General features: G+C 62.5%; 18 protein-coding genes. 6 read left to right on the top strand and 12 right to left on the bottom strand.

Features of this window, described 5'->3' with window-relative positions:
• Positions 1–29 precede the first annotated feature (29 nt).
• The 4 genes from ACFY9W_RS07295 to ACFY9W_RS07280 form a co-directional block, all read right to left on the bottom strand.
• The gene (locus ACFY9W_RS07295; protein ID WP_003260750.1) at positions 30–323 is read right to left on the bottom strand and encodes a co-chaperone GroES; all 294 of its coding nucleotides are present in this window, start codon (positions 321–323) and stop codon (positions 30–32) included.
• Between the two features lie 243 nt (positions 324–566).
• The gene (locus ACFY9W_RS07290; protein WP_391127749.1) at positions 567–1,028 is read right to left on the bottom strand and encodes an FxsA family protein; all 462 of its coding nucleotides are present in this window, start codon (positions 1,026–1,028) and stop codon (positions 567–569) included.
• Between the two features lie 67 nt (positions 1,029–1,095).
• Entirely contained in the window at positions 1,096–1,827 is a 732-nt protein-coding gene (locus ACFY9W_RS07285) for a DUF2470 domain-containing protein (RefSeq protein WP_391127746.1), read from the bottom strand.
• Between the two features lie 192 nt (positions 1,828–2,019).
• Positions 2,020–3,030: a DUF481 domain-containing protein gene (locus tag ACFY9W_RS07280; protein WP_391127743.1), complete on the bottom strand. Its 1,011-nt coding sequence runs from the start codon at positions 3,028–3,030 to the stop codon at positions 2,020–2,022.
• Positions 3,031–3,182: 152 nt separating this feature from the next.
• Here ACFY9W_RS07280 and ACFY9W_RS07275 point away from each other — a divergent pair, with 152 nt between their 5' ends.
• Both ACFY9W_RS07275 and ACFY9W_RS07270 read left to right on the top strand, forming a co-directional pair.
• Positions 3,183–3,536, top strand: coding sequence for an MGMT family protein (locus tag ACFY9W_RS07275; RefSeq protein ID WP_391127740.1), 354 nt, complete (start codon positions 3,183–3,185; stop codon positions 3,534–3,536).
• Between the two features lie 43 nt (positions 3,537–3,579).
• Positions 3,580–5,127, top strand: coding sequence for an AmpG family muropeptide MFS transporter (locus ACFY9W_RS07270; protein WP_391127737.1), 1,548 nt, complete (start codon positions 3,580–3,582; stop codon positions 5,125–5,127).
• Positions 5,128–5,259: 132 nt separating this feature from the next.
• Here ACFY9W_RS07270 and ACFY9W_RS07265 read toward each other — a convergent pair whose 3' ends face one another.
• From ACFY9W_RS07265 to ACFY9W_RS07255, 3 genes are all read right to left on the bottom strand, one after another.
• On the bottom strand, positions 5,260–6,504 hold the full coding sequence (locus tag ACFY9W_RS07265; RefSeq protein ID WP_391127734.1) for an MFS transporter: 1,245 nt from the start codon (positions 6,502–6,504) through the stop codon (positions 5,260–5,262).
• 211 nt (positions 6,505–6,715) lie between these two features.
• On the bottom strand, positions 6,716–7,555 hold the full coding sequence (locus ACFY9W_RS07260; protein WP_391127731.1) for a mechanosensitive ion channel domain-containing protein: 840 nt from the start codon (positions 7,553–7,555) through the stop codon (positions 6,716–6,718).
• Positions 7,556–7,669: 114 nt separating this feature from the next.
• The gene (locus ACFY9W_RS07255; RefSeq protein ID WP_391127728.1) at positions 7,670–8,155 is read right to left on the bottom strand and encodes a YajQ family cyclic di-GMP-binding protein; all 486 of its coding nucleotides are present in this window, start codon (positions 8,153–8,155) and stop codon (positions 7,670–7,672) included.
• Positions 8,156–8,255: 100 nt separating this feature from the next.
• Between ACFY9W_RS07255 and ACFY9W_RS07250 the strand changes: the two genes are divergently transcribed.
• The 3 genes from ACFY9W_RS07250 to ACFY9W_RS07240 are packed head-to-tail and all read left to right on the top strand — an operon-like array spanning position 8,256 to position 11,804.
• Complete coding sequence (locus ACFY9W_RS07250) at positions 8,256–9,173, top strand: putative 2-dehydropantoate 2-reductase (protein ID WP_391127726.1); 918 nt, start codon at positions 8,256–8,258, stop codon at positions 9,171–9,173.
• A gap of 38 nt (positions 9,174–9,211) precedes the next feature.
• Positions 9,212–11,236: an ATP-binding protein gene (locus ACFY9W_RS07245; protein ID WP_391127723.1), complete on the top strand. Its 2,025-nt coding sequence runs from the start codon at positions 9,212–9,214 to the stop codon at positions 11,234–11,236.
• Between the two features lies 1 nt (position 11,237).
• Positions 11,238–11,804, top strand: coding sequence for a cob(I)yrinic acid a,c-diamide adenosyltransferase (locus tag ACFY9W_RS07240; protein ID WP_391127720.1), 567 nt, complete (start codon positions 11,238–11,240; stop codon positions 11,802–11,804).
• Positions 11,805–11,994: 190 nt separating this feature from the next.
• On the opposite strand, the gene ACFY9W_RS07235 is transcribed toward ACFY9W_RS07240, so the two are convergent.
• The 4 genes from ACFY9W_RS07235 to secA form a co-directional block, all read right to left on the bottom strand.
• Positions 11,995–12,939 (bottom strand): Nudix family hydrolase, encoded by a 945-nt coding sequence (locus tag ACFY9W_RS07235; protein WP_391127717.1) that lies wholly within the window; start codon positions 12,937–12,939, stop codon positions 11,995–11,997.
• Entirely contained in the window at positions 12,936–13,568 is a 633-nt protein-coding gene (locus ACFY9W_RS07230; RefSeq protein WP_391127714.1) for a glutathione S-transferase N-terminal domain-containing protein, read from the bottom strand. The genes ACFY9W_RS07235 and ACFY9W_RS07230 overlap by 4 nt, the downstream gene beginning before the upstream one ends.
• Before the next feature lie 154 nt (positions 13,569–13,722).
• Entirely contained in the window at positions 13,723–14,940 is a 1,218-nt protein-coding gene (argJ, locus tag ACFY9W_RS07225; protein WP_391127711.1) for a bifunctional glutamate N-acetyltransferase/amino-acid acetyltransferase ArgJ, read from the bottom strand.
• A gap of 87 nt (positions 14,941–15,027) precedes the next feature.
• The gene (gene secA, locus ACFY9W_RS07220) at positions 15,028–17,763 is read right to left on the bottom strand and encodes a preprotein translocase subunit SecA (protein ID WP_391127708.1); all 2,736 of its coding nucleotides are present in this window, start codon (positions 17,761–17,763) and stop codon (positions 15,028–15,030) included.
• 389 nt (positions 17,764–18,152) lie between these two features.
• Here secA and ACFY9W_RS07215 point away from each other — a divergent pair, with 389 nt between their 5' ends.
• Positions 18,153–18,608 carry a DUF721 domain-containing protein gene (locus tag ACFY9W_RS07215; protein ID WP_003251875.1) on the top strand — a complete coding sequence of 152 codons (456 nt, stop codon included), beginning with the start codon at positions 18,153–18,155 and terminating at the stop codon, positions 18,606–18,608.
• Between the two features lie 52 nt (positions 18,609–18,660).
• On the opposite strand, the gene lpxC is transcribed toward ACFY9W_RS07215, so the two are convergent.
• Positions 18,661–19,572 carry a UDP-3-O-acyl-N-acetylglucosamine deacetylase gene (gene lpxC / locus ACFY9W_RS07210; RefSeq protein WP_391127704.1) on the bottom strand — a complete coding sequence of 304 codons (912 nt, stop codon included), beginning with the start codon at positions 19,570–19,572 and terminating at the stop codon, positions 18,661–18,663.
• Positions 19,573–19,602 lie beyond the last annotated feature (30 nt).

Genomic DNA, 19,602 nt, shown 5'->3' with positions numbered 1-19,602 from the left:
TTCTTTGGAGTAACGGGAAGTCGGGGAAATCAGCCTTCGATAACGGCGAGGATTTCGTTCTCGGCCATGACCAGCAGGTCTTCGCCATCGACTTTCACGGTGTTGCTGCCCGAGTAAGGGCCGAAGACCACTTTGTCACCCACTTTCACGGCCAGCGCGCGAACTTCGCCGTTGTCCAGGATGCGACCGGTGCCGACGGCTACAACTTCGCCGCGGTTTGGTTTTTCAGCGGCCGAACCCGGCAGGACGATACCGCCAGCGGTTTTCGATTCTTCTTCGCTGCGACGGATAACGACGCGGTCATGCAGAGGACGAAGCTTCATTGTCGATCTCTCCCAAATTGTGGTTTTCATCGGCCGGTATCGACACCGGCGGGTTGATGCTGTCCGGCGTTGCCGGGGAGTGGCCCGCAATGGGCGAACCACCTGTGTCATGTCTGGCGTAACCACCAGAAACCTTGCGGTGACCACATACATGAGGCCGCCATATTCAATTACAAGGCTTGATATGCAAAATTTTTCTTCAGGCTGAAAAACACCGGGGCCGCATATGCGGCCCCGGGCGTTTTACTTGTCGCGGCGCTCGTACTCGCCTTCGATCACATTCGGACGGTGGCCACTCTCACGTGGTCGCGCCTGGAACGGGTCGTCCTGGAATGCACGCTGGCGCATGGCCTGGGCCTCGGCACGCTCGCGCATCTTGCGTGCGGCCAGGTGGCGGGTGAACGGCAGCAGGCACAGCAGGCCCAGCACGTCGCTGATGAAGCCTGGCAGCAGCAGCAGGCCGCCACCGACCGCCAGCATCATGCCCTGGAACATGTCCTCGGCGGGCAGTTCGCCACGCTGCAGGCTTTCACGGGCACGCAATGCGGTGGCCAGGCCGGCCACGCGCATCACCAGCACACCCAGGGCGGAGCCGGCGATGATCAACAGCAGCGCCGGGAAAAACCCGATGGCCGCGCTGACCTTCACGAAAACGAAAAGCTCCAGCACGGGAAACAGCAGAAGCAACAGTAGAAAAGCACGCATCAAAGCAATCCTCGTTGGAAGAGAACCTTCCTGTAAGACCTACAGATGGATGCGTATGCTCGGCTTTTCAACCCTCGGCTGCCGTCGCAACCGGCCACTGGTCGGCGCGCGCCAGTAAAACCAGGGCTTCGCGGACTTGTGTCGGCGTGTTGCAAGTACTGGGGAAAGGCAACCAGTGCAGCGCCTGGCCAATGCGCAGGTGCATGCCTTCACTATCGACCCCGGCCATTTGCGCCGGCGCATGGCGTGGCAGGTCGGTCAGTTCCACATAGTGGGCGATGGCGTTGGCGTGATCACTGTTCATGTGTTCGACCATGCTTGCCTCGGCCTTGCCGGCGAAGGGGTTGGCCAAAGTCACCTGATCGAGCCAATGGATCGCGCCGAAACCGCCAATGTAGCGGTGGCGTACCGGCTGCAGCACCCAGAAGTCGAAGTCGTGGGCCTTGTGATAGTTGGCGGCGTCGGGGAAGTAGCGGTAGTAGCGTTCGGCGGCAGCCTCGATGGCGGCTTCGTCGACCAGCTTGTGCGCCTCGGCCATCACCGTCAGGCGCCCCACGGCTTGCACGTCCTCGGCCTCGCGCTCACCCACCAGCAGCGAGCACTTGGGGTCTTTTTGCAGGTTGTGGGTGTGCTGGGCGATGCGGCTGATGAGGATCAGCGGGTTGCCCTGGGCGTCCAGGCAGTACGGAACGACCGAACCGAACGGGAAGCCGGGCATCGACTTGGAATGGGTCGAGAGCACGCCGCGGTATTCCTTGAGCAGCAGTTCCCGGGCGGGGCGGATGGCGTTGATACTCACTTGGGGGCGGCTCCTGGTGGCAGACTGGATAGATGACAAGATAAGCATTATCAGTTCCAGTGCCAATGGGGCTGCTTTGCAGCCCTATCGCCGGCAAGCCAGCTCCCACAGTTACCGCACAAGACTCAGGCCTGTGGTGATCCTGTGGGAGCTGGCTTGCCGGCGATGGGGCGCAAAGCGGCCCCCAAGGATTTACCAGGTCACGCCGAAGCCCGCGGTATAGCGGGTCTTGTCCAGGTCACTTTCACGCGTCCCGGTGATGATGTCCTTCTCCGCCTTGAGGTTGAGCGAGGCCCACTCGGTAACCTTGTAGCGCAGGCCAACTTCGGCATCCAGCGAGTAGTCGGCAACGCCACCCAGCGGCTTGGCGAACTCGCCGTTGGTGAACAACTGCACGTTCTTGCCGATCAGGTAGCGGGTGTAATCCCACTTCACCGCCGCGGAGTAGAAATTGTCCTTGCTGCCATCCTGGTATTCGAAGTCGGTACGGTTGACCAGCGAACCCAGCGAGAACGCCCCCAGTTCGTCATCCCAGAACTGGTAACCCGGGCCGGTACCCACGGTGCGCTGACGGGCCAGGTCTTCGATGCGGTCGCGCTTGTATTCCGCACGGCCCTGCCAGAACCACTTCTCGGTCATGAAACGGTCCAGGGCATACTCGGCACTCCAGTTGTCGGTGGTGGTAACGTCGTCCTTGGTCTCGCGGTTGTACTCGCCTTCGGCGTTGTGCCGCCAGCGGCCGTGACGGGCCGTGGTCTTGAAGCCGATGTCGTAATCGTCGGTATCATTCTCGGCACGCTTGTAGTCCAGCGCCACGTCGACGTTGCCCTTCCACACGAAGTCCTCGACCAGTGGCTTGGGCTTCATGATCTGCTCGATGCTTGCCAGCTCCACGGTCTTGGGCGCCTCGCCATTGGCCAGGGTGACCTTGCCAGGCTCGGCCGCTTTGAGCGACTTGGCCTTTTCTCCGGTGTAGGCATCTTGCTTGACCAGCATTTCCTGGTCGCTTTCCAGGGTCTGGACTTCTTTCCAGTCCAGGGCGATGGACCCACCGTAAGGCGTTTCCAGCAGCAGCTTGCCACCGTCGAAGACTTTGATCTTGCCACTGAGCCGGTCACCGTTCTTCATCCACACGGTGTCGGCGAACACCGGGGCGGCGCACAAGGAAGCAGCGAGCAGGCACAACAACGATCTAGAATTCATAAGCGGACTACGGGTTCGATTTGACGAAAAAAGCCGGGCATTATCCAGATACCAACGCCCAGAGCAAGGACAGACCGAGCACTTGGCGTTGAGTTCAACTCTCATTTGCCGGACCACCGGTCCGTTTTCATCTGTAGCCCAAGGGGGGCGTGATGTCTGATGGATATGAACACGCCTTGGAATCCGCCGAGGGCCGACGAACGGCGCTATATTCAGTACTTGGCCAGGTGCCTAGCGGCAAGGTGGTGAGCTACGGCCAGCTGGCCGAGCTGGCGGGGCTTGGCCGTGCGGCGCGTTGGGTCGGGCGCACCCTCGGGCAGTTGCCTGCGGACACCCGCCTGCCCTGGCACCGGGTGCTCGGTGCAGGTGGGCGCTTGAGCCTGGCAATGGGTACCCCGTCGGGGGATGAACAAAGGGCGCGATTACGCGCGGAAGGTGTGAATGTAACCAACAATCGTGTGGATATGACGCGCCATGGCTGGCGCCCAATGGAGCACAGCGGTTAGAGTGCGCGCTTTGTTTTCGCAAACTTGAGGCAGATGTTGGCCCATGCCCCGTAAAACCTGGCGCGCTGCGCTTGCTGCCTATGCCAGCCCGTCAACCTTGGTACTTTTGCTGCTCGGTTTCGCCGCCGGTCTGCCCTACATGCTGGTTTTCTCGACCCTGTCGGTGTGGTTGCGTGAAGCCGGCGTTGCCCGCGAGACCATTGGTTACGCCAGCCTGATCGGCCTGGCCTACGCCTTCAAGTGGGTGTGGTCGCCGCTGCTCGACCAATGGCGCCTGCCGCTGCTGGGTGGGCTGGGTCGGCGCCGTTCGTGGCTGCTGTTGTCGCAATCGCTGGTAGTCATCGGCCTGGTCGGCATGAGCCTGTGCGACCCGCAACAACATCTGTCGTGGCTGATCGCCATGGCCGTATTGGTGGCCTTTGCCTCGGCTACCCAGGACATTGCCGTAGACGCCTACCGCCTGGAAATCGCCGACGACCAGCGCCAGGCCGCGCTTGCTGCCAGCTACATGGCCGGCTACCGGGTTGCCGCCTTGCTGGCCACGGCCGGCGCCCTGTTCTTCGCCGAGTGGTTCGGCTCCACCGGTTTCAGCTACCTGCACAAGGCCTGGGCCGGCACCTACGTCATGTTCGGGGTGATGATGCTGCCTGCCCTGTTCACCACTCTGGTCATGCGCGAGCCGCCAGTGCCCCTGCGCACGCAATTGTCGGCGGCGCGCTATGGGCTGGTGCACCAGCTGGCGTCGGTGTTCGTGCTGATCATCCTGCTGGTGTCGGTGCCGGCCAGCTTCACCCAAATGTTCAATACCGGCTGGTCCAGCGTCATTTCCGGTGATGCCACGCCGCTTGACCTGCTGCTGGAAGACCGCGCTTTCCTGCGCCTGATCCTGTATGTGCTGCTGAGCTGGGCGTGTTTATCGAGCCTCGGCCGTCGCGGCCTGGCACCTGTACTTACGCCGGTCCACGACTTCATTGCGCGCTACCGCTGGCAGGCCCTGCTGCTGCTCGGCCTGATTGCCACCTATCGCATGTCCGATACCGTGATGGGCGTGATGGCCAACGTGTTCTACATCGACATGGGTTTCACCAAGGACCAGATCGCCAGTGTCAGCAAGATCTTCGGCCTGATCATGACCCTGGTCGGCGCCGGGGTCGGCGGCTTGTTGATCGTGCGCTTCGGCATCATGCCGATCCTGTTCATCGGCGGCGCAGCCTCAGCGGCCACCAACATCCTGTTCCTGATGCTGGCCGACATGGGGCCAAACCTGGAAATGCTGGTGGTGACCATCTCGCTGGACAACTTCAGCTCCGGCCTGGCCACTTCTGCCTTCGTTGCCTACCTGTCGAGCCTGACCAACCTGAAATTCTCGGCCACCCAGTACGCGCTGCTCAGCTCGATCATGCTGCTGCTACCGCGTCTGATCGGCGGGTATTCGGGGGTGATGGTGGAGAAGTTCGGTTACCACGACTTCTTCCTGATTACCGCATTGCTGGGTGTACCCACGCTGATCCTGATCGCCTTGCAGTGGCGCCAGGAGGCTGGGCGGGGTACGCCGGTGGCAGAGGAAAACTCGGCGGCCGAGCGGCCCTGACAGATTGTTAGCGCCTGTACTGGCCTCTTCGCGGGCTTGCCCGCTCCCACAGGAATCGCACAGATCTCAAGGGCTGTGCGGTACCTGTGGGAGCGGGCAAGCCCGCGAAGAGGCCGGTGCAGGCAAAGACGATTACTGAGTAACAGCCCCTTCCCCAGGCCGCCCACCTACCACAAACCACAGCGGCCACAGCGCCAGTGCCCCCGCCACCCCCGCCGCCAGGGCAAAGTGCAGCAAGCTGGCCCCGGCACCAATCATCGCCAGCACCGCACCGCCCAGCCCCAGCAAGGCAATGGTGATCATCCCCAACATGGCCGAAACCAGGCCCTTGCTCTGTTCACTGGAGAACAGCGTCATGCGGTACAGCACCGCGTTGGCTACGCCCAGCCCCAACGCGTACAAAGACATGCCTGCTACCACGCTGGTCACGCTCGGCCAGTACCAGGTCGCCAGCAGCATCAGGCACAGGCCAGCCAGGTACGGCCACAGCGCCCCCCGCACCAGTGCGGGCAACGGGTAGCGGTCGGCGATGCGGTTGATGATCAGGTTGCCAAGGATCAGACCACCGAACACCGGCAGCTGCCACAAGGCATATGCCATTGTGCTCAAGCCCTCATCGTGAATCAGCAACACCGGCGACAGGCCGATCCAGCCAATCAGCGGCAAGCCGACCAGCCCCAGGGCGGCACTGCCGGCAACGAAGCGGCGGTTGGCCAGCAATTGGCCGTAACCGGCCAGCAACGGCAGCAGGTGAATCGGGGTAAACGCCAGGCGAGAACCGTCACGGCGCTCAACACCCAGGGTTTCCGGCATCAACCGGTACAACAGCACCCAGGCCAGCACCGCGCCGATGGCAAAGGCCACGAACAGCCAGCGCCAGTCCAGCCACTGCAACAGCAACGTGCCCACCAGCGGTCCCAGCAGCGGTGACAGCAAGGCAATATTGGCCAGCAAGGCCATCATGCGTACGGCATCTGCCTCGCTAAAGGCTTCGTTCAGCGCGGGGTAGCTGACCGTGACCACAAAGCCCAGGCCGATCCCCTGCAACAGGCGCAGCAAGTTGAACAGGCCGATGTCGTGGACCCAGAACGTGGCCAGGCAGGCCACGCCGAAGAACGCGCAACCGGCCAGCAGCAGCGGGCGCCGGCCATAGCGGTCGGCCAGCGGCCCGATCAGCCATTGCAGCACCACGCCGCCCAGCAGGTACAGGTTGAGGGCGTGGGGGATGTACTCGGGGCTGGCGTTCAGGTCGCCCACCACCACCGGCATGGCCGGCATGACCGCGTCGCTGGCCAGGTAGGTAAGCAGCTCGAACAGGGCCAGGGTAAGGCCGAACAGCAGGGCGCGCAGGGGGGTGATGTAAAGCAGTGGTTTCATGATGGCGTATCGGGTGTGGCAGCTGGGGTCAGGCTATATGCCAGAAATGGCCGGAAATTGCTGTGAACAAGTGTAAAAACGGGGCCGCTTCGCGCCCCATCGCCGGCAAGCCAGCTCCCACAGGTATCGCGCCAGATTCGAGAGCGGCGCTGTACTTGTGGGAGCTGGCTTGCCGGCGATGGGGCGCGAAGCGGCCCCGGGTTTTACAGCCTTACTGCGCGGCTGTCTCCTGCACCACACGGATCACCCGCTGCGGAAACGGGATGTCGATTCCTTCAGCCTTCAACCGGTCACGCGCATGCTCATTGAGCATGAACATCACATCCCAGTAGTCGGCAGTCTTGGTCCACAGGCGCAACGACACGGTGATCGAACTGTCGCCCAGGGTCGAAATCACCGCTTGCGGTGCGGGGTCGGGCAGCACGCGTGGGTCCTGCGCCAGCTCCAGCAGCACGTTACGGGCCTTTTGCAGGTCAGCCTCATAGTCCACGCCCACATCGAACACCACCTTGCGCGTCGGCTGGCGGTTGGTGTTGGTGATGATGCCGTTGGACAGGCTGCCGTTGGGCATGATCACTGTCTTGTTATCACCCGTGCGCAGCACGGTGTGGAAGATCTGGATGCTGTCGACCGTACCCGACACGCCTTGCGCCTCGATCCAGTCACCAATGCGGAACGGGCGGAACATCAGGATCAGCACGCCGCCAGCGAAATTTGCCAGGCTGCCTTGCAACGCCAGGCCGATGGCCAGGCCTGCGGCACCGATGGCAGCGACGAACGAGGTGGTCTCGATACCGATCATCGACGCCACGCTGACGAACAGCAGCACCTTCAGCACAATGTTCGACAAGGTGCTGATAAACCCTTGCAGGGCCGCGTCGGCGCGCAACCCGGCCAGCTTGCCAAGGCGCGCACTTACCCGGTTGATCAGCCACCAGCCAATGGCCAGTGTCAGCAGCGCCAGCAGCAGGCGGCTGCCGTATTGCATGATCAACGGAATCCACGTCTGGGACTGGCGGACGAGCTGATCGACTTCAGCGTTCAAATCCATATTCATCTCCTGATGCCTGGCGGCATGTACACGGTAAAACCGGCCGCAACCCGCAACGCGGCCATGGAACCGATGGACATCATTTGGCCATCGGGGTTCCGGGCATTACCTGCATCAGTCGCGGAAGTTGTTGAACTGCAGCGGCATGTCGAACTCCTTGGTGCGCAGCAGGGCAATGGCTTCCTGCAGGTCGTCACGCTTCTTGCCGGTTACGCGTACTTGCTCACCCTGGATAGCGGCCTGCACTTTCAGCTTGCCATCCTTGATGGTGGCGACGATCTTCTTGGCCAGGTCCTTGTCGATGCCTTCGCGGAACTTGGCTTCCTGTTTCTTTTCCTTGCCCGATGGGTACGGGTCTTTGGTTTCCAGGCACTTCACGTCGATCTTGCGCTTGACCAGCGCCAAGCGCAGGATTTCCAGCATCGCTTCGAGCTGGAACTCTTCCTCGGCAGTGAGCATCACTGTCTGGTCCTTTTCCTTGAACTCGAAGGTGCCCTTGCCCTTGAGGTCGTAGCGGCGGTCCAGTTCCTTGATGGCGTTGTCGACCGCGTTCTGCACTTCGTGCTTGTCCAGTTCCGATACCACGTCGAACGAAGGCATGGTTGTTCTCCCAAAATAAAAGCGCGCTCAGGCTGAAGATGGAGCGCGCTGGGTTTGACGGTTAAAATGCGGACTCATTATAACGGGTTGCGAAACGCATATGAGCAGCACCTGGCATATTCTCGGCGCCGGCAGCCTGGGCAGCCTGTGGGCTTGCCGCCTGGCGCGCGCGGGCAAGGCAGTGCGCCTGATCCTGCGGGACGGGCAACGCTTGCAGGCCTACCAGCAAGCCCGCGGCCTGACCCTGATCGAACAGGACCAGCCCCACCACTACGCCATCCCCGCAGAAACCGCGCAGGCACATGGGCCGATCCACCGTCTGCTGGTGGCCTGCAAGGCCTACGATGCCGCCCCGGCCATTGCCGGTGTGGCAACACGGCTGGCCGAGGGTGCCGAAGTGCTGTTGCTGCAGAACGGCCTGGGCAGCCAGGACGAAGTGGCCGACCTGGTGCCCCACGCACGCTGCATTTTTGCCTCCAGCACCGAAGGCGCCTTCCGTGAGGGCGACTGGCAGGTGCGCTTTGCCGGGCACGGCTTCAACTGGCTGGGCGACCCACGCAACCCGGCCACCCCCGCCTGGTTCGATGACCTGCACGAAGCCGGCATCCCGGCAGAATGGACCGTGGACATACTCACCCGCCTGTGGCGCAAGCTGGCACTCAACTGCGCCATCAACCCGCTGACCGTGCTGCACGACTGCCAGAACGGCGGATTGCTGGGGCACCTGGGTGAAGTGGACGCACTGTGCGCCGAACTGGCCGAGTTGCTGCGCCGCTGTGGCCAACCGCAAGCTGCGGTTGAACTGGGCGAAGAAGTGCAGCGGGTTATCCTCGCCACCGCAGCCAACTACTCTTCCATGTACCAGGACGTGCGCGCCAACCGACGCACCGAGGTGCACTACCTGCTCGGCCATGCCTGCCGTGCAGCCGGCCGCCACGGGCTGCAGTTGCCCCAGCTGGAACGCCTGCAGCAACGCCTGGTCGATAACTTGCGCACACGTGGCTTGCCCTGCGACTGATGCGGCCCCTTGAACCGGATACGGACATTGCCTAGCCCATGACCTTGCGCCAACGCCTGGAAAACCTCCCGGTCGGGCAGAAGCTGCTGGCGGCCCTGCTGGTACTGCTGGTAACCATCCTGCTGGTGGCCAACCTTACCTTCATCAGTGCGGCCTACTGGATAACCCAGGAAAGCATGGCCCCCCAGGCGCTGCAGACCATCGGCAGGCTGGTGGCCAACCCACAGCTTGCAGCCCGTGCCGGCGATACCCCGGACACCGCCAGCGCCCTGCTCAAGGAGCTGGACAGCTACACACCGTTGCGTGCCGCCGCCGTGTACGGTGGCGACGGCCGCATGCTGGCGCAATTGCAGCATGGCGAGCCGCTGGCCCTGCCCAAGCGTTTTCGCAACATCGATGGCTGGCGCCTGATGGAGTTTCGCAGTACCCAGCTGATTCGCATCCCGCGCGACGCCAACCCGCCAGCGCACCTGCTGCTGGTCGCCAGCAGCGAGCTGCCCACCGCCTTCTACACCGGCACCCTCAGCGCCAGCCTGGGCATCCTGGTGTTCAGCATCCTGCTGTGGATCGTCATCGCCCGGCAGATCAAACGCCTGATCACCCAGCCGATCCATCAGCTTGAAGAGCTCAGCCGCCAGGTCACCCGTGAAGAGAGCTACGCGCTGCGCGCCACGCGTGGCAACGACGACGAAATCGGCAGCCTGGCCGCAGCCTTCAATACCATGCTGTCGCGCATCGAGGCCCGCGAGCAGCAGCTCAAGCGCGCTCGCGACGAGTTCCAGGATGCCTACGACCAGGCCCAAGGCCTGGCCGAGGAAACGCGCCATACCAACCGCAAGCTGGAGCTGGAAGTGCAGGTGCGCAGCAAGATCGAAAAAAAGCTCACCGGCTTCCAGAACTACCTCAACAGCATCATCGACTCGATGCCCTCGGCGTTGATCGCCCTCGACGAACAGCTTTACGTGACCCAATGGAACCACGAAGCCACGGTGCTTTCCGGCACGCCACTGGATGAAGCCCTGAACCAGCCGGTATTCATTGCCTTCGAGCCGCTAAAGCCGTTCCTGCCACAACTGAAGGACACCGTGGAAAAGCACCGGGTGGCGAAGATCGAGCGGGTTACCTGGCCAAAGGGTGACGACCTGCGCCACTACGCCCTTACCTTCTATCCACTGACCGGCGGCGGCGGGCGCGGCGTGGTCATCCGTATCGACGACATTACCCAGCGCCTGTCGCTTGAAGAGATGATGGTGCAATCCGAGAAGATGCTCTCGGTCGGCGGCCTGGCGGCGGGCATGGCCCACGAAATCAACAACCCGCTAGGCGCTATCCTGCACAACGTACAGAACATTCGCCGGCGCCTGTCGCCAGAGTTGCCGCGCAACCAGGAGCAAGCCGAAGAACTGGGCATCGACCTGCCCACGGTCAACCGTTACCTGGCCAGCCGTGAAGTGCCGCAACTGCTCGATGGTATCCAGCAGGCCGGCGCACGGGCAGCCAAGATCGTTACCCACATGCTCAGCTTCAGCCGCCGTAGCAACCGTCAGCTGGCACCGTGCGACCTGCCAGCCTTGATCGACCAGGCGGTGGAAATTGCCGGCAACGACTTCGACCTCACCATCGGTTTCGACTTCAAAGGCCAGGCCATCGTGCGCCAGTTCGACCCCGCGCTCGGGCCAGTGCCTTGTACGGCCAACGAACTGGAACAGGTGCTGCTCAACCTGCTGAAAAACGCCGCCCAAGCCATCCACTTGCGCCCGCAGCCGAGTGAGCCGGGGCGCATTACCCTGCGCACGCGGCTGAACCCGCCGTGGGCGGAAATCCAGGTCGAGGACAACGGCGTCGGCATGCCCGAGGCAGTGCGCAAACGCACCTTCGAGCCATTTTTCACCACCAAGGAAATCGGCCAGGGCACCGGGCTGGGCTTGTCGGTTTCATATTTCATCATCACCAACAATCACAAGGGGCAGATGGAGGTGCAGTCCACGCCCGGTCAGGGCACCTGCTTCACCCTGCGCCTGCCCCTCGGCCAGCCGGCGATGCCGGCCAACACGGAGAAGTGACATGGGTTACCGCCTGTCGAAGATTTACACCCGTACCGGCGACAAGGGCGAAACCGGCCTGGGCGATGGCCGACGGGTGCCCAAGGACCACCCGCGGATCGAGGCGATTGGCGAGGTAGACAGCCTGAACAGCCAACTGGGCGTGCTGCTGGCGGGGCTGGACGAGCAAGGGCTGGATGAGGTGAGCACCGTGCTGGCACCGTGTCAGCACCGTTTGTTCGACCTGGGGGGCGAGTTGGCGATGCCGAGTTACCAGGCGTTGAACCTGGCGGAGGTCGAGCGGCTGGAAGCGGCCATCGATGCATGGAACGACGAGTTGGGGCCATTGAAGAACTTCATTCTGCCCAGTGGTTCGGCACTGGTGGCGCAGGCGCATGTGTGCCGGAGCCTGGCGCGCAGCGCAGAGCGGCGCTGTCAGCAGTTGAATGCGCTGGAGCCGCTGGAAGGGGTTGGGTTGGCGTACATCAACCGGCTTTCGGATCTGCTGTTTGTGGCAGCGCGAATCATCGGGCGGCGGCAGGGGGTGGCTGAGGTTCTGTGGCAGCCTGCCGAAAAGCCTCAAGGCTGATAGTTTTGGGGCTGCTTTGCAGCCCATCGCCGGCAAGCCAGCTCCCACAGGTACCGCGCCGTTTCAGGGCTTGTGAGTTTCCTGTGTGAGCCCATTGCCAGCTCCCACAGGTACTGCACAGTTTCAGGGCTTGTGAGTTTCCTGTGGGAGCTGGCTTGCCGGCGATGGGCCGCAAAGCGGCCCCAATTGCTCAGGCCTCAGGCCAGAACGCCCGGATCCCGGCAACACCTTGTGCACCGGCTTCCCAGGCCTGCTCACGCTCCCCCGGCCCTACCCCACCCAGCAGGTAGACTGGCTTGTTGAACCCGGCGATCAACCGCTGCGCCTCATCCCAGCCCAATGGCACAGCCTCAGGGTGGGTCTGGGTCGCCTGCACCGGCGACAGGGTGACAAAGTCCACATCCATCTGCGCTGCCAGCGCCAGTTCCTCAGCGCTGTGGCAGGACGCCGCCAGCCAGCGCTGCTTGGGGAACGGCCGGCCCTTGGCCGCGTACTTGCGCAGCTGTGCCGCCGTCAGGTGCCAACCCGCCGATGGGAAGTCGCCCAGCCACTCCAGCGGCCCTTTGAGCATCAGCTGTGCTTTACCTGCGCATAGCCCGACCGCATCCACCGCCACGTCGCGGTATTTGGGGTCGTACATGTCCGGGGCACGCAACTGGATCAGGCGAGTACCATCGGCTACTGCTTTCTGGATGCCCTTGAGCATCTGCGGCACTTCCAGGCCATCCGGGGTAATCAGGTACTGATCCGGCAGGCGCGCGGCAGCCACGATCGGCTTGTTGGCCTCAGGGAACTCGTATTGCGGCAAGTCGCGCGGGGCCCCCCATTCCAGCGGCTGCCCCTCGGCGCCATGGGGCTCGCCGGTGAACGCGTCGACTTCGCGCACATCCAGCAGCACCTGTTTGTCCGGGTAGTCATGGCTGACCTTGATCAGCGCACGCGAGCGGGTCACCTCGATGCCCAGCTCCTCGCGCAGCTCACGGGCCAGCGCTGCCTCCACGCTTTCGCCCGCTTCCACCTTGCCACCAGGGAACTCCCACAGGCCACCCTGGTGCTGGGTATCCGCCCGGCGGGCAATCAGGATACGGCCGTCATTGCCACGAATGACAGCAGCTACTACATGAATCCGTTTCACCCTTCACGCTCCGCCAGGCCGGCCTGTTGCCAAGCCTTGAAGGCTGGCCACTGATAGATGGTTTCGATGTAGGCGGCCGCCTCTGCGGGTACCTCCACGCGGTAGGTGCGCAGGCGCACGGCCACCGGGGCGAAGAAGGCATCGGCCAGGCTCGGCTTGCCAAACAGGAATGGCCCGCTGTCCTTGGCCACCACACGGCATTCGGACCACAGCGCAACAATACGGTCGATGTCCACCTGCACGTCCAGCGGCACATCGTCCAGGGCCTTGTCACGCGAGAGGTCGAACGGCATGGCGCCACGCAGCGCAAAGAACCCGCTGTGCATCTGCGCGCAGGCCGAACGGGCCTGGGCACGGGCAGCAACGTCGGCAGGCCACAGCTGGGCCTCGGGGTGGCGTTCGTTGAGGTATTCGGCAATGGCCAGCGAGTCGGCGATCACACCGTGCTCGGTCTTCAGCAGCGGGACCTTGCCGGTGGCGGAATACGCGAGGATACGCTGACGGGTGTCAGGCTGATTGAGTTTGATCAGGGTTTCATCGTAGGGCACGCCGGCCAGCTCGAGGGCCAGGGCGCCACGTAGCGACCAGGAGGAATACAGCTTGTCGCCGATGATCAGGTGATAGCTCATGGTTCGGCTCCATCGGTTTGGATTTTTTGGGGCTGCTTTGCAGCCCATCGCCGGCAAGCCAGCTCCCACAGGTACAGCACAGGGCCTGAAGGATACGCTGTACCTGTGGGAGCTGGCTTGCCGGCGATTGGGCCGCAAAGCGGCCCCATTTGGATCAGGTACGGTATTCGGCGTTGATCTTCACGTATTCGTGGGACAGGTCGGTGGTCCAGATGGTTTCGCTGCACGCACCACGGCCCAGTTCAATACGGATGGTGATCTCTTCCTGGGCCATTACGGCCGAACCTTGCGCTTCGGTGTAGCTTGGGCTGCGGCCGCCCTGGCTGGCGATGCACACGTTGTCCAGGTACACGTCGATCAGGCTCACATCCAGCTCCGGCACGCCTGCACGGCCAACGGCGGCGAGGATACGGCCCCAGTTCGGGTCGGAGGCGAACAGTGCGGTCTTGATCAGTGGCGAATGCGCCACCGCATAGCCCACGTCCAGGCACTCCTGATGGTTGCCGCCACCGTTGACCTGCACGGTCACGAACTTGGTAGCGCCTTCGCCGTCACGGACGATGGCCTGGGCGACTTCCATGCACACTTCGAACACGGCCTTTTTCAGCGCTTCGAACAGCGCACCGCTGGCTTCGGTCACTTCCGGCAGATTGGCCTTGCCGGTAGCGATCAGCATGCAGCAATCGTTGGTCGAGGTATCGCCATCGATGGTGATGCGGTTGAACGACTTGTTGGCGCCGTCCAGCATCAGGTCCTTGAGCACCGCCGGAGCAACCTTGGCGTCGGTAGCGATGTAGCCGAGCATGGTGGCCATGTTCGGGCGGATCATGCCTGCACCCTTGCTGATGCCGGTGACCGTCACAGTCACGCCATCGTGCTGGAACTGGCGGCTGGCACCCTTGGGCAGGGTGTCGGTGGTCATGATGCCGGTGGCAGCTTCGGCCCAGTGGTTTTCCGACAGGTTGTCGAGGGCGGCCTGCAGCGCACCTTCGATCTTCTCGACCGGCAGCGGCTCGCCGATCACGCCGGTGGAGAACGGCAGTACCGATTCGGCCGGCACGCCCGTCAGCTCGGCCAGCTTGGCGCAGGTACGCTCGGCAGCGGCCAGGCCTGGCGCGCCGGTACCGGCGTTGGCGTTACCGGTATTGGTCAGCAGGTAGCGCACGGTGCCCTGTACACGCTGCTTGGACAGGATCACTGGCGCTGCACAGAAGGCATTGAGCGTGAACACGCCAGCCACGCTGGAGCCTTCGGCACAACGCATGACCACCACATCCTTGCGCCCAGGGCGCTTGATGCCGGCAGAAGCGATGCCGAGTTCAAAACCCGGAACCGGGTGCAGGGTGGGCAAAGGACCAAGACCAACAGCCATTAGAGCGCTCCTAGAAAACGGTGAATATGGAAAAAGGGGGCCGCAATGCGGCCCCCAGGGTTGTCACGATACAGCAATCAGGTCAGATCACTCGATCTGCCCGTGGCAATGCTTGAACTTCTTGCCCGAGCCACACCAGCACGGCTCGTTGCGGCCCAGCTTCTGGTCGTTGCGTACAGGTGCTGAGGCAACGGCCACTTCGTCGCCCTCCTCGCTCAACTGCCCGCTTTCAAGGCCTGGGGCAGGGGCATGCTGGAACTGCATGCGGCTGGCCAGCTCCTCGGCCTCGCGGCGCAGGCGGGCTTCCTCTTCGGCCGGGTCTTCGCGGCGAACCTGAACGTGCGACAGCACGCGGATGGTGTCGCGCTTGATCGACTCGAGCAGCTCCTGGAACAGGGTGAACGATTCGCGCTTGTACTCCTGTTTCGGGTTCTTCTGCGCATAGCCGCGCAGGTGAATACCGTGACGCAGGTGGTCCATGGTCGACAGGTGGTCTTTCCACAGGTCGTCCAGCACGCGCAGCAGGATTTGCTTCTCGAAGGTGCGCAGAGCGTCGATACCGGCCTGGTCTTCCTTCTCGGTGTAGGCGGTAGTGATCTCGTTCAGCAGCTTCTCGCGCAGGGTCTCTTCGTAGAGGTGATCATCCTCGTCGAGCCACTGCTGGATCGGCAGCTTCATGGCGAAATCGCTGGCCAGCGAAGCTTCCAGGCCGGCCACATCCCACTGCTCAGGCAGCGACTGCGGCGGGATGTGCTGGCTGATGGTAGCGTCCAGCACTTCCTTGCGGAATTCGACGATGGTGTCACCGATGTTCTCGGCAGCCAGCAGGCTGTTGCGCATGTGGTAGATCACCTTGCGCTGCTCGTTGGCCACGTCGTCGTATTCGAGCAATTGCTTGCGGATGTCGAAGTTGCGGCCTTCGACCTTGCGCTGTGCCTTCTCGATGGCGTTGGTGACCATGCGGTGTTCGATGGCCTCGCCCGACTGCATGCCCAGTGCCTTCATGAAGTTCTTCACCCGATCAGAGGCGAAGATACGCATCAGGCTGTCTTCCAACGACAGGTAGAAGCGGCTGGAGCCCGGGTCACCCTGACGGCCGGAACGGCCACGCAACTGGTTGTCGATTCGGCGCGACTCGTGGCGCTCGGAAGCGATCACGTGCAGGCCACCGGCTTCGATCACCTGCTGGTGACGCTTCTGCCAGCCGGCCTTGATCTGGGCGACCTGCTCGGCAGTCGGGTTTTCCAGGGTGGCCACTTCGGCTTCCCAGTTACCACCCAGGAGAATGTCGGTACCACGGCCAGCCATGTTGGTGGCGATGGTCAGCGCACCCGGGGCACCGGCTTGCGCAATGATCTCGGCTTCCTTCTCGTGGTACTTGGCGTTCAGTACCTTGTGGTCGATGCCTTCCTTCTTGAGCAGGTTCGACATGTGCTCGGAGGTTTCGATGGTCGCGGTACCCACCAGGATCGGCCGGCCCTGCTTCATGCTTTCCTTGATGTCGGCAATGATCGCAGCGTACTTCTCGTCGGCGGTCAGGTACACCAGGTCGTTGAAGTCTTTACGCGCCAGTGGTTTGTTCGGCGGAATGACCATCACGTTCAGGGCGTAGATCGACTGGAACTCGAACGCTTCGGTATCAGCGGTACCGGTCATGCCGGACAGCTTGGTGTACAGGCGGAAGTAGTTCTGGAACGTGGTCGAAGCCAGGGTCTGGCTCTCGGCCTGGATGTTCAGGTTCTCTTTGGCCTCGATGGCCTGGTGCAGGCCTTCGGACAGGCGACGGCCCGGCATGGTACGGCCGGTGTGTTCGTCGATCAGCAGTACCTGGCCGTCCTGGACAATGTACTCGATGTTGCGGTGGAACAGCTTGTGCGCGCGCAGGCCGGCGTAGACGTGGGTCAGCAAGCCCAGGTTGTGCGCGGAATACAGGCTCTCGCCCTCGGCCAGCAAGCCGGCCTGGGTCAGCATCTCTTCGATGTACTGGTGACCGGCTTCGTTCAGCTCGACCTGGCGGCTCTTCTCGTCGATGGTGAAGTGGCCTTCCTGGGTGACCTGGCCTTCCACTTCCTCGATGTGCTGCGTCAGGCGCGGGATCAGGCGGTTGATCTCGATGTACAGCTTGGAGCTGTCCTCGGCCTGGCCAGAGATGATCAGCGGGGTACGTGCTTCGTCGATGAGGATGGAGTCGACTTCGTCGATCACGGCGAAGTTCAGTTCACGCTGGAACTTCTCTTCCTGGCTGAATGCCATGTTGTCGCGCAGGTAGTCGAAACCGAATTCGTTGTTGGTGCCGTAGGTGATGTCGGACGCATAGGCGGCGCGCTTTTCTTCCGGCGGCTGGAAGGCCGAGACGATACCGACCGACAGGCCGAGGAACTCGTACAGCGGGCGCATCCAGTTGGCGTCACGGCGGGCCAGGTAGTCGTTGACGGTGACCACGTGCACGCCCTTGCCGGACAGTGCGTTGAGGTACACGGCCAGGGTACCGACCAAGGTCTTGCCTTCACCGGTGCGCATTTCTGCGATCATGCCCTCGTGCAGGGTCATGCCGCCGATCAGCTGCACATCAAAGTGGCGCATGCCCATGACGCGCTTGCCGGCCTCACGGGCCACGGCGAAGGCTTCAGGCAGCAATTGGTCCAGTGTCTCGCCTTTGGCCAGGCGCTCCTTGAACTCTGCGGTCTTGCCCCGCAGCTGCTCGTCGGAGAGGGCCACCATCTTCTCTTCGAAGGCATTGACGATACTCACCGTCTTGAGCATGCGTTTCACTTCACGCTCGTTCTTGCTTCCAAAAAGTTTTTTTAACAAAGGCGCAAACATATCGGCAGGATCTTCCACACGTAGGGATGGAGGGCGGCCCCATGAGTCGCCCGTGCAGCCCTGAGGCCGCATGCGAACGAGCATTCTACCCGGAAACGATGGTGAGGAAAGTGGTGGATTTCCACGATGCTATTACAGCGTTTTGGCGGGGGCTTGTTTTAGATAGGGGCATTTTCCCTGAGTTCAAGGCCTGGCAAGATGAAAGCTATCGAGAATTAGTCTTATCTTGCGCCGCCTGTGCCGGCCTCTTCGCGGGCTTGCCCGCTCCCACAGGTAACGCACAACCCTGGGGCCTGTGGTAATCCTGTGGGAGCGGGCAAGCCCGCGAAGAGGCCGGTACAGGTCACAGAGGTGTTAAACTGCGGTTCTTGCAACCTCATACGAACCCCATGGCCTACAAACCCTCCCCCGCCCAGCCACCTTCAGCCCTGCTGCGCCAGGTGCGCCCGCTGCGCCTGCTGCTGAACCAGGCCGAGCGCCTGGAGCACTTGCAGCGCCTGCTGGAGAGCCAGCTGCAACCGGCTGCCCGCGAGCACTGCCATGTCGCCTCATGGCGTGACGGCACCTTGTTGCTGGTAGTAACCGACGGTCATTGGGCTACCCGCCTGCGCTACCAGCAAAAGCGCTTGCTGGCGGCATTACAGGCCATGGAAGCCTTCGGCAACCTGCGGCGCATCCTGTACAAGGTGCAGCCGCCGCTGGTACCGGCCAAACGTGGCGGGCACGCGGCCGAGCTGTCGAACAGCGCCGCCGAGAGCCTGCGCGACACTGCCGAGGGCATCACCGACCCCAAGCTGCGCGCAGCGCTGGAGCGGTTGGCCGCCCACGCTCAGGGCAAGCCATAAAAAGGCCACCCGAAGGTGGCCTTGATTACAACACTAGAGAGAGTGTTCGAACTTACACGGCCGCAACAGGGCGCATGTACGAGATCGGTGCCGTGCTGGCATCTTCGAACGTAACCACTTCCCAGGCATCGGTTTCAGCAATCAGCTTGCGCAGCAGCTGGTTGTTCAGCGCGTGGCCGGACTTGTAGCCCTTGAACTCGCCGATCAGGCTGTTGCCCAGCAGATAGAGGTCGCCAATGGCGTCGAGGATCTTGTGCTTGACGAATTCGTCATCGGAACGAAGGCCGTCTTCGTTAAGCACACCGGTCTCGTCGACCACGATGGCGTTCTCGACACTGCCGCCCAGCGCAAGGTTGTGCTTGCGCAGGTACTCGATGTCACGCATGAAGCCGAAAGTGCGGGCGCGGCTGACTTCCTTCACGAACGACGTGCTGGAGAAGTCGACGACTGCACTCTGGGTCTGGCCCTTGAGGACCGGGTGATCGAAGTCGATCTCGAAGCTCACCTTGAACCCTTCGAAAGGCAGGAACGTGGCGCGCTTGTCGCCCTCTTCCACGGTTACCTCACGCAGGATGCGGATGAACTTCTTGGCTGCGTCCTGTTCTTCCAGGCCGGCAGACTGAATCAGGAATACAAAAGGACCGGCGCTGCCATCCATGATCGGCACTTCCGAGGCGGAGAGCTCGACGTAGGCGTTATCGATGCCCAGGCCCGCCATGGCGGAGAGCAGGTGCTCGACCGTATCGACCTTGACGTCACCGTTGACCAGCGTCGTCGACATGGTTGTCTCGCCGACGTTGGCCGCACGCGCAGCGATTTCGACCACAGGGTCGAGGTCGGCGCGGCGGAAGACGATGCCGGTGTCAACAGGTGCAGGCTTGAGGGTCAGGTAAACCTTCTCCCCGGAGTGCAGACCGACACCTGTGGCACGGATGGTATTCTTCAGGGTGCGTTGTTTAATCATGGCATTGGCCGCTTCAGCGCAAATTGCGAA

The organism is Pseudomonas sp. NPDC008258 (assembly GCF_042956345.1).
In the GTDB taxonomy this organism is placed as follows: Bacteria; Pseudomonadota; Gammaproteobacteria; order Pseudomonadales; family Pseudomonadaceae; genus Aquipseudomonas.
This window is presented reverse-complemented; position numbering and strand designations above follow the sequence as displayed.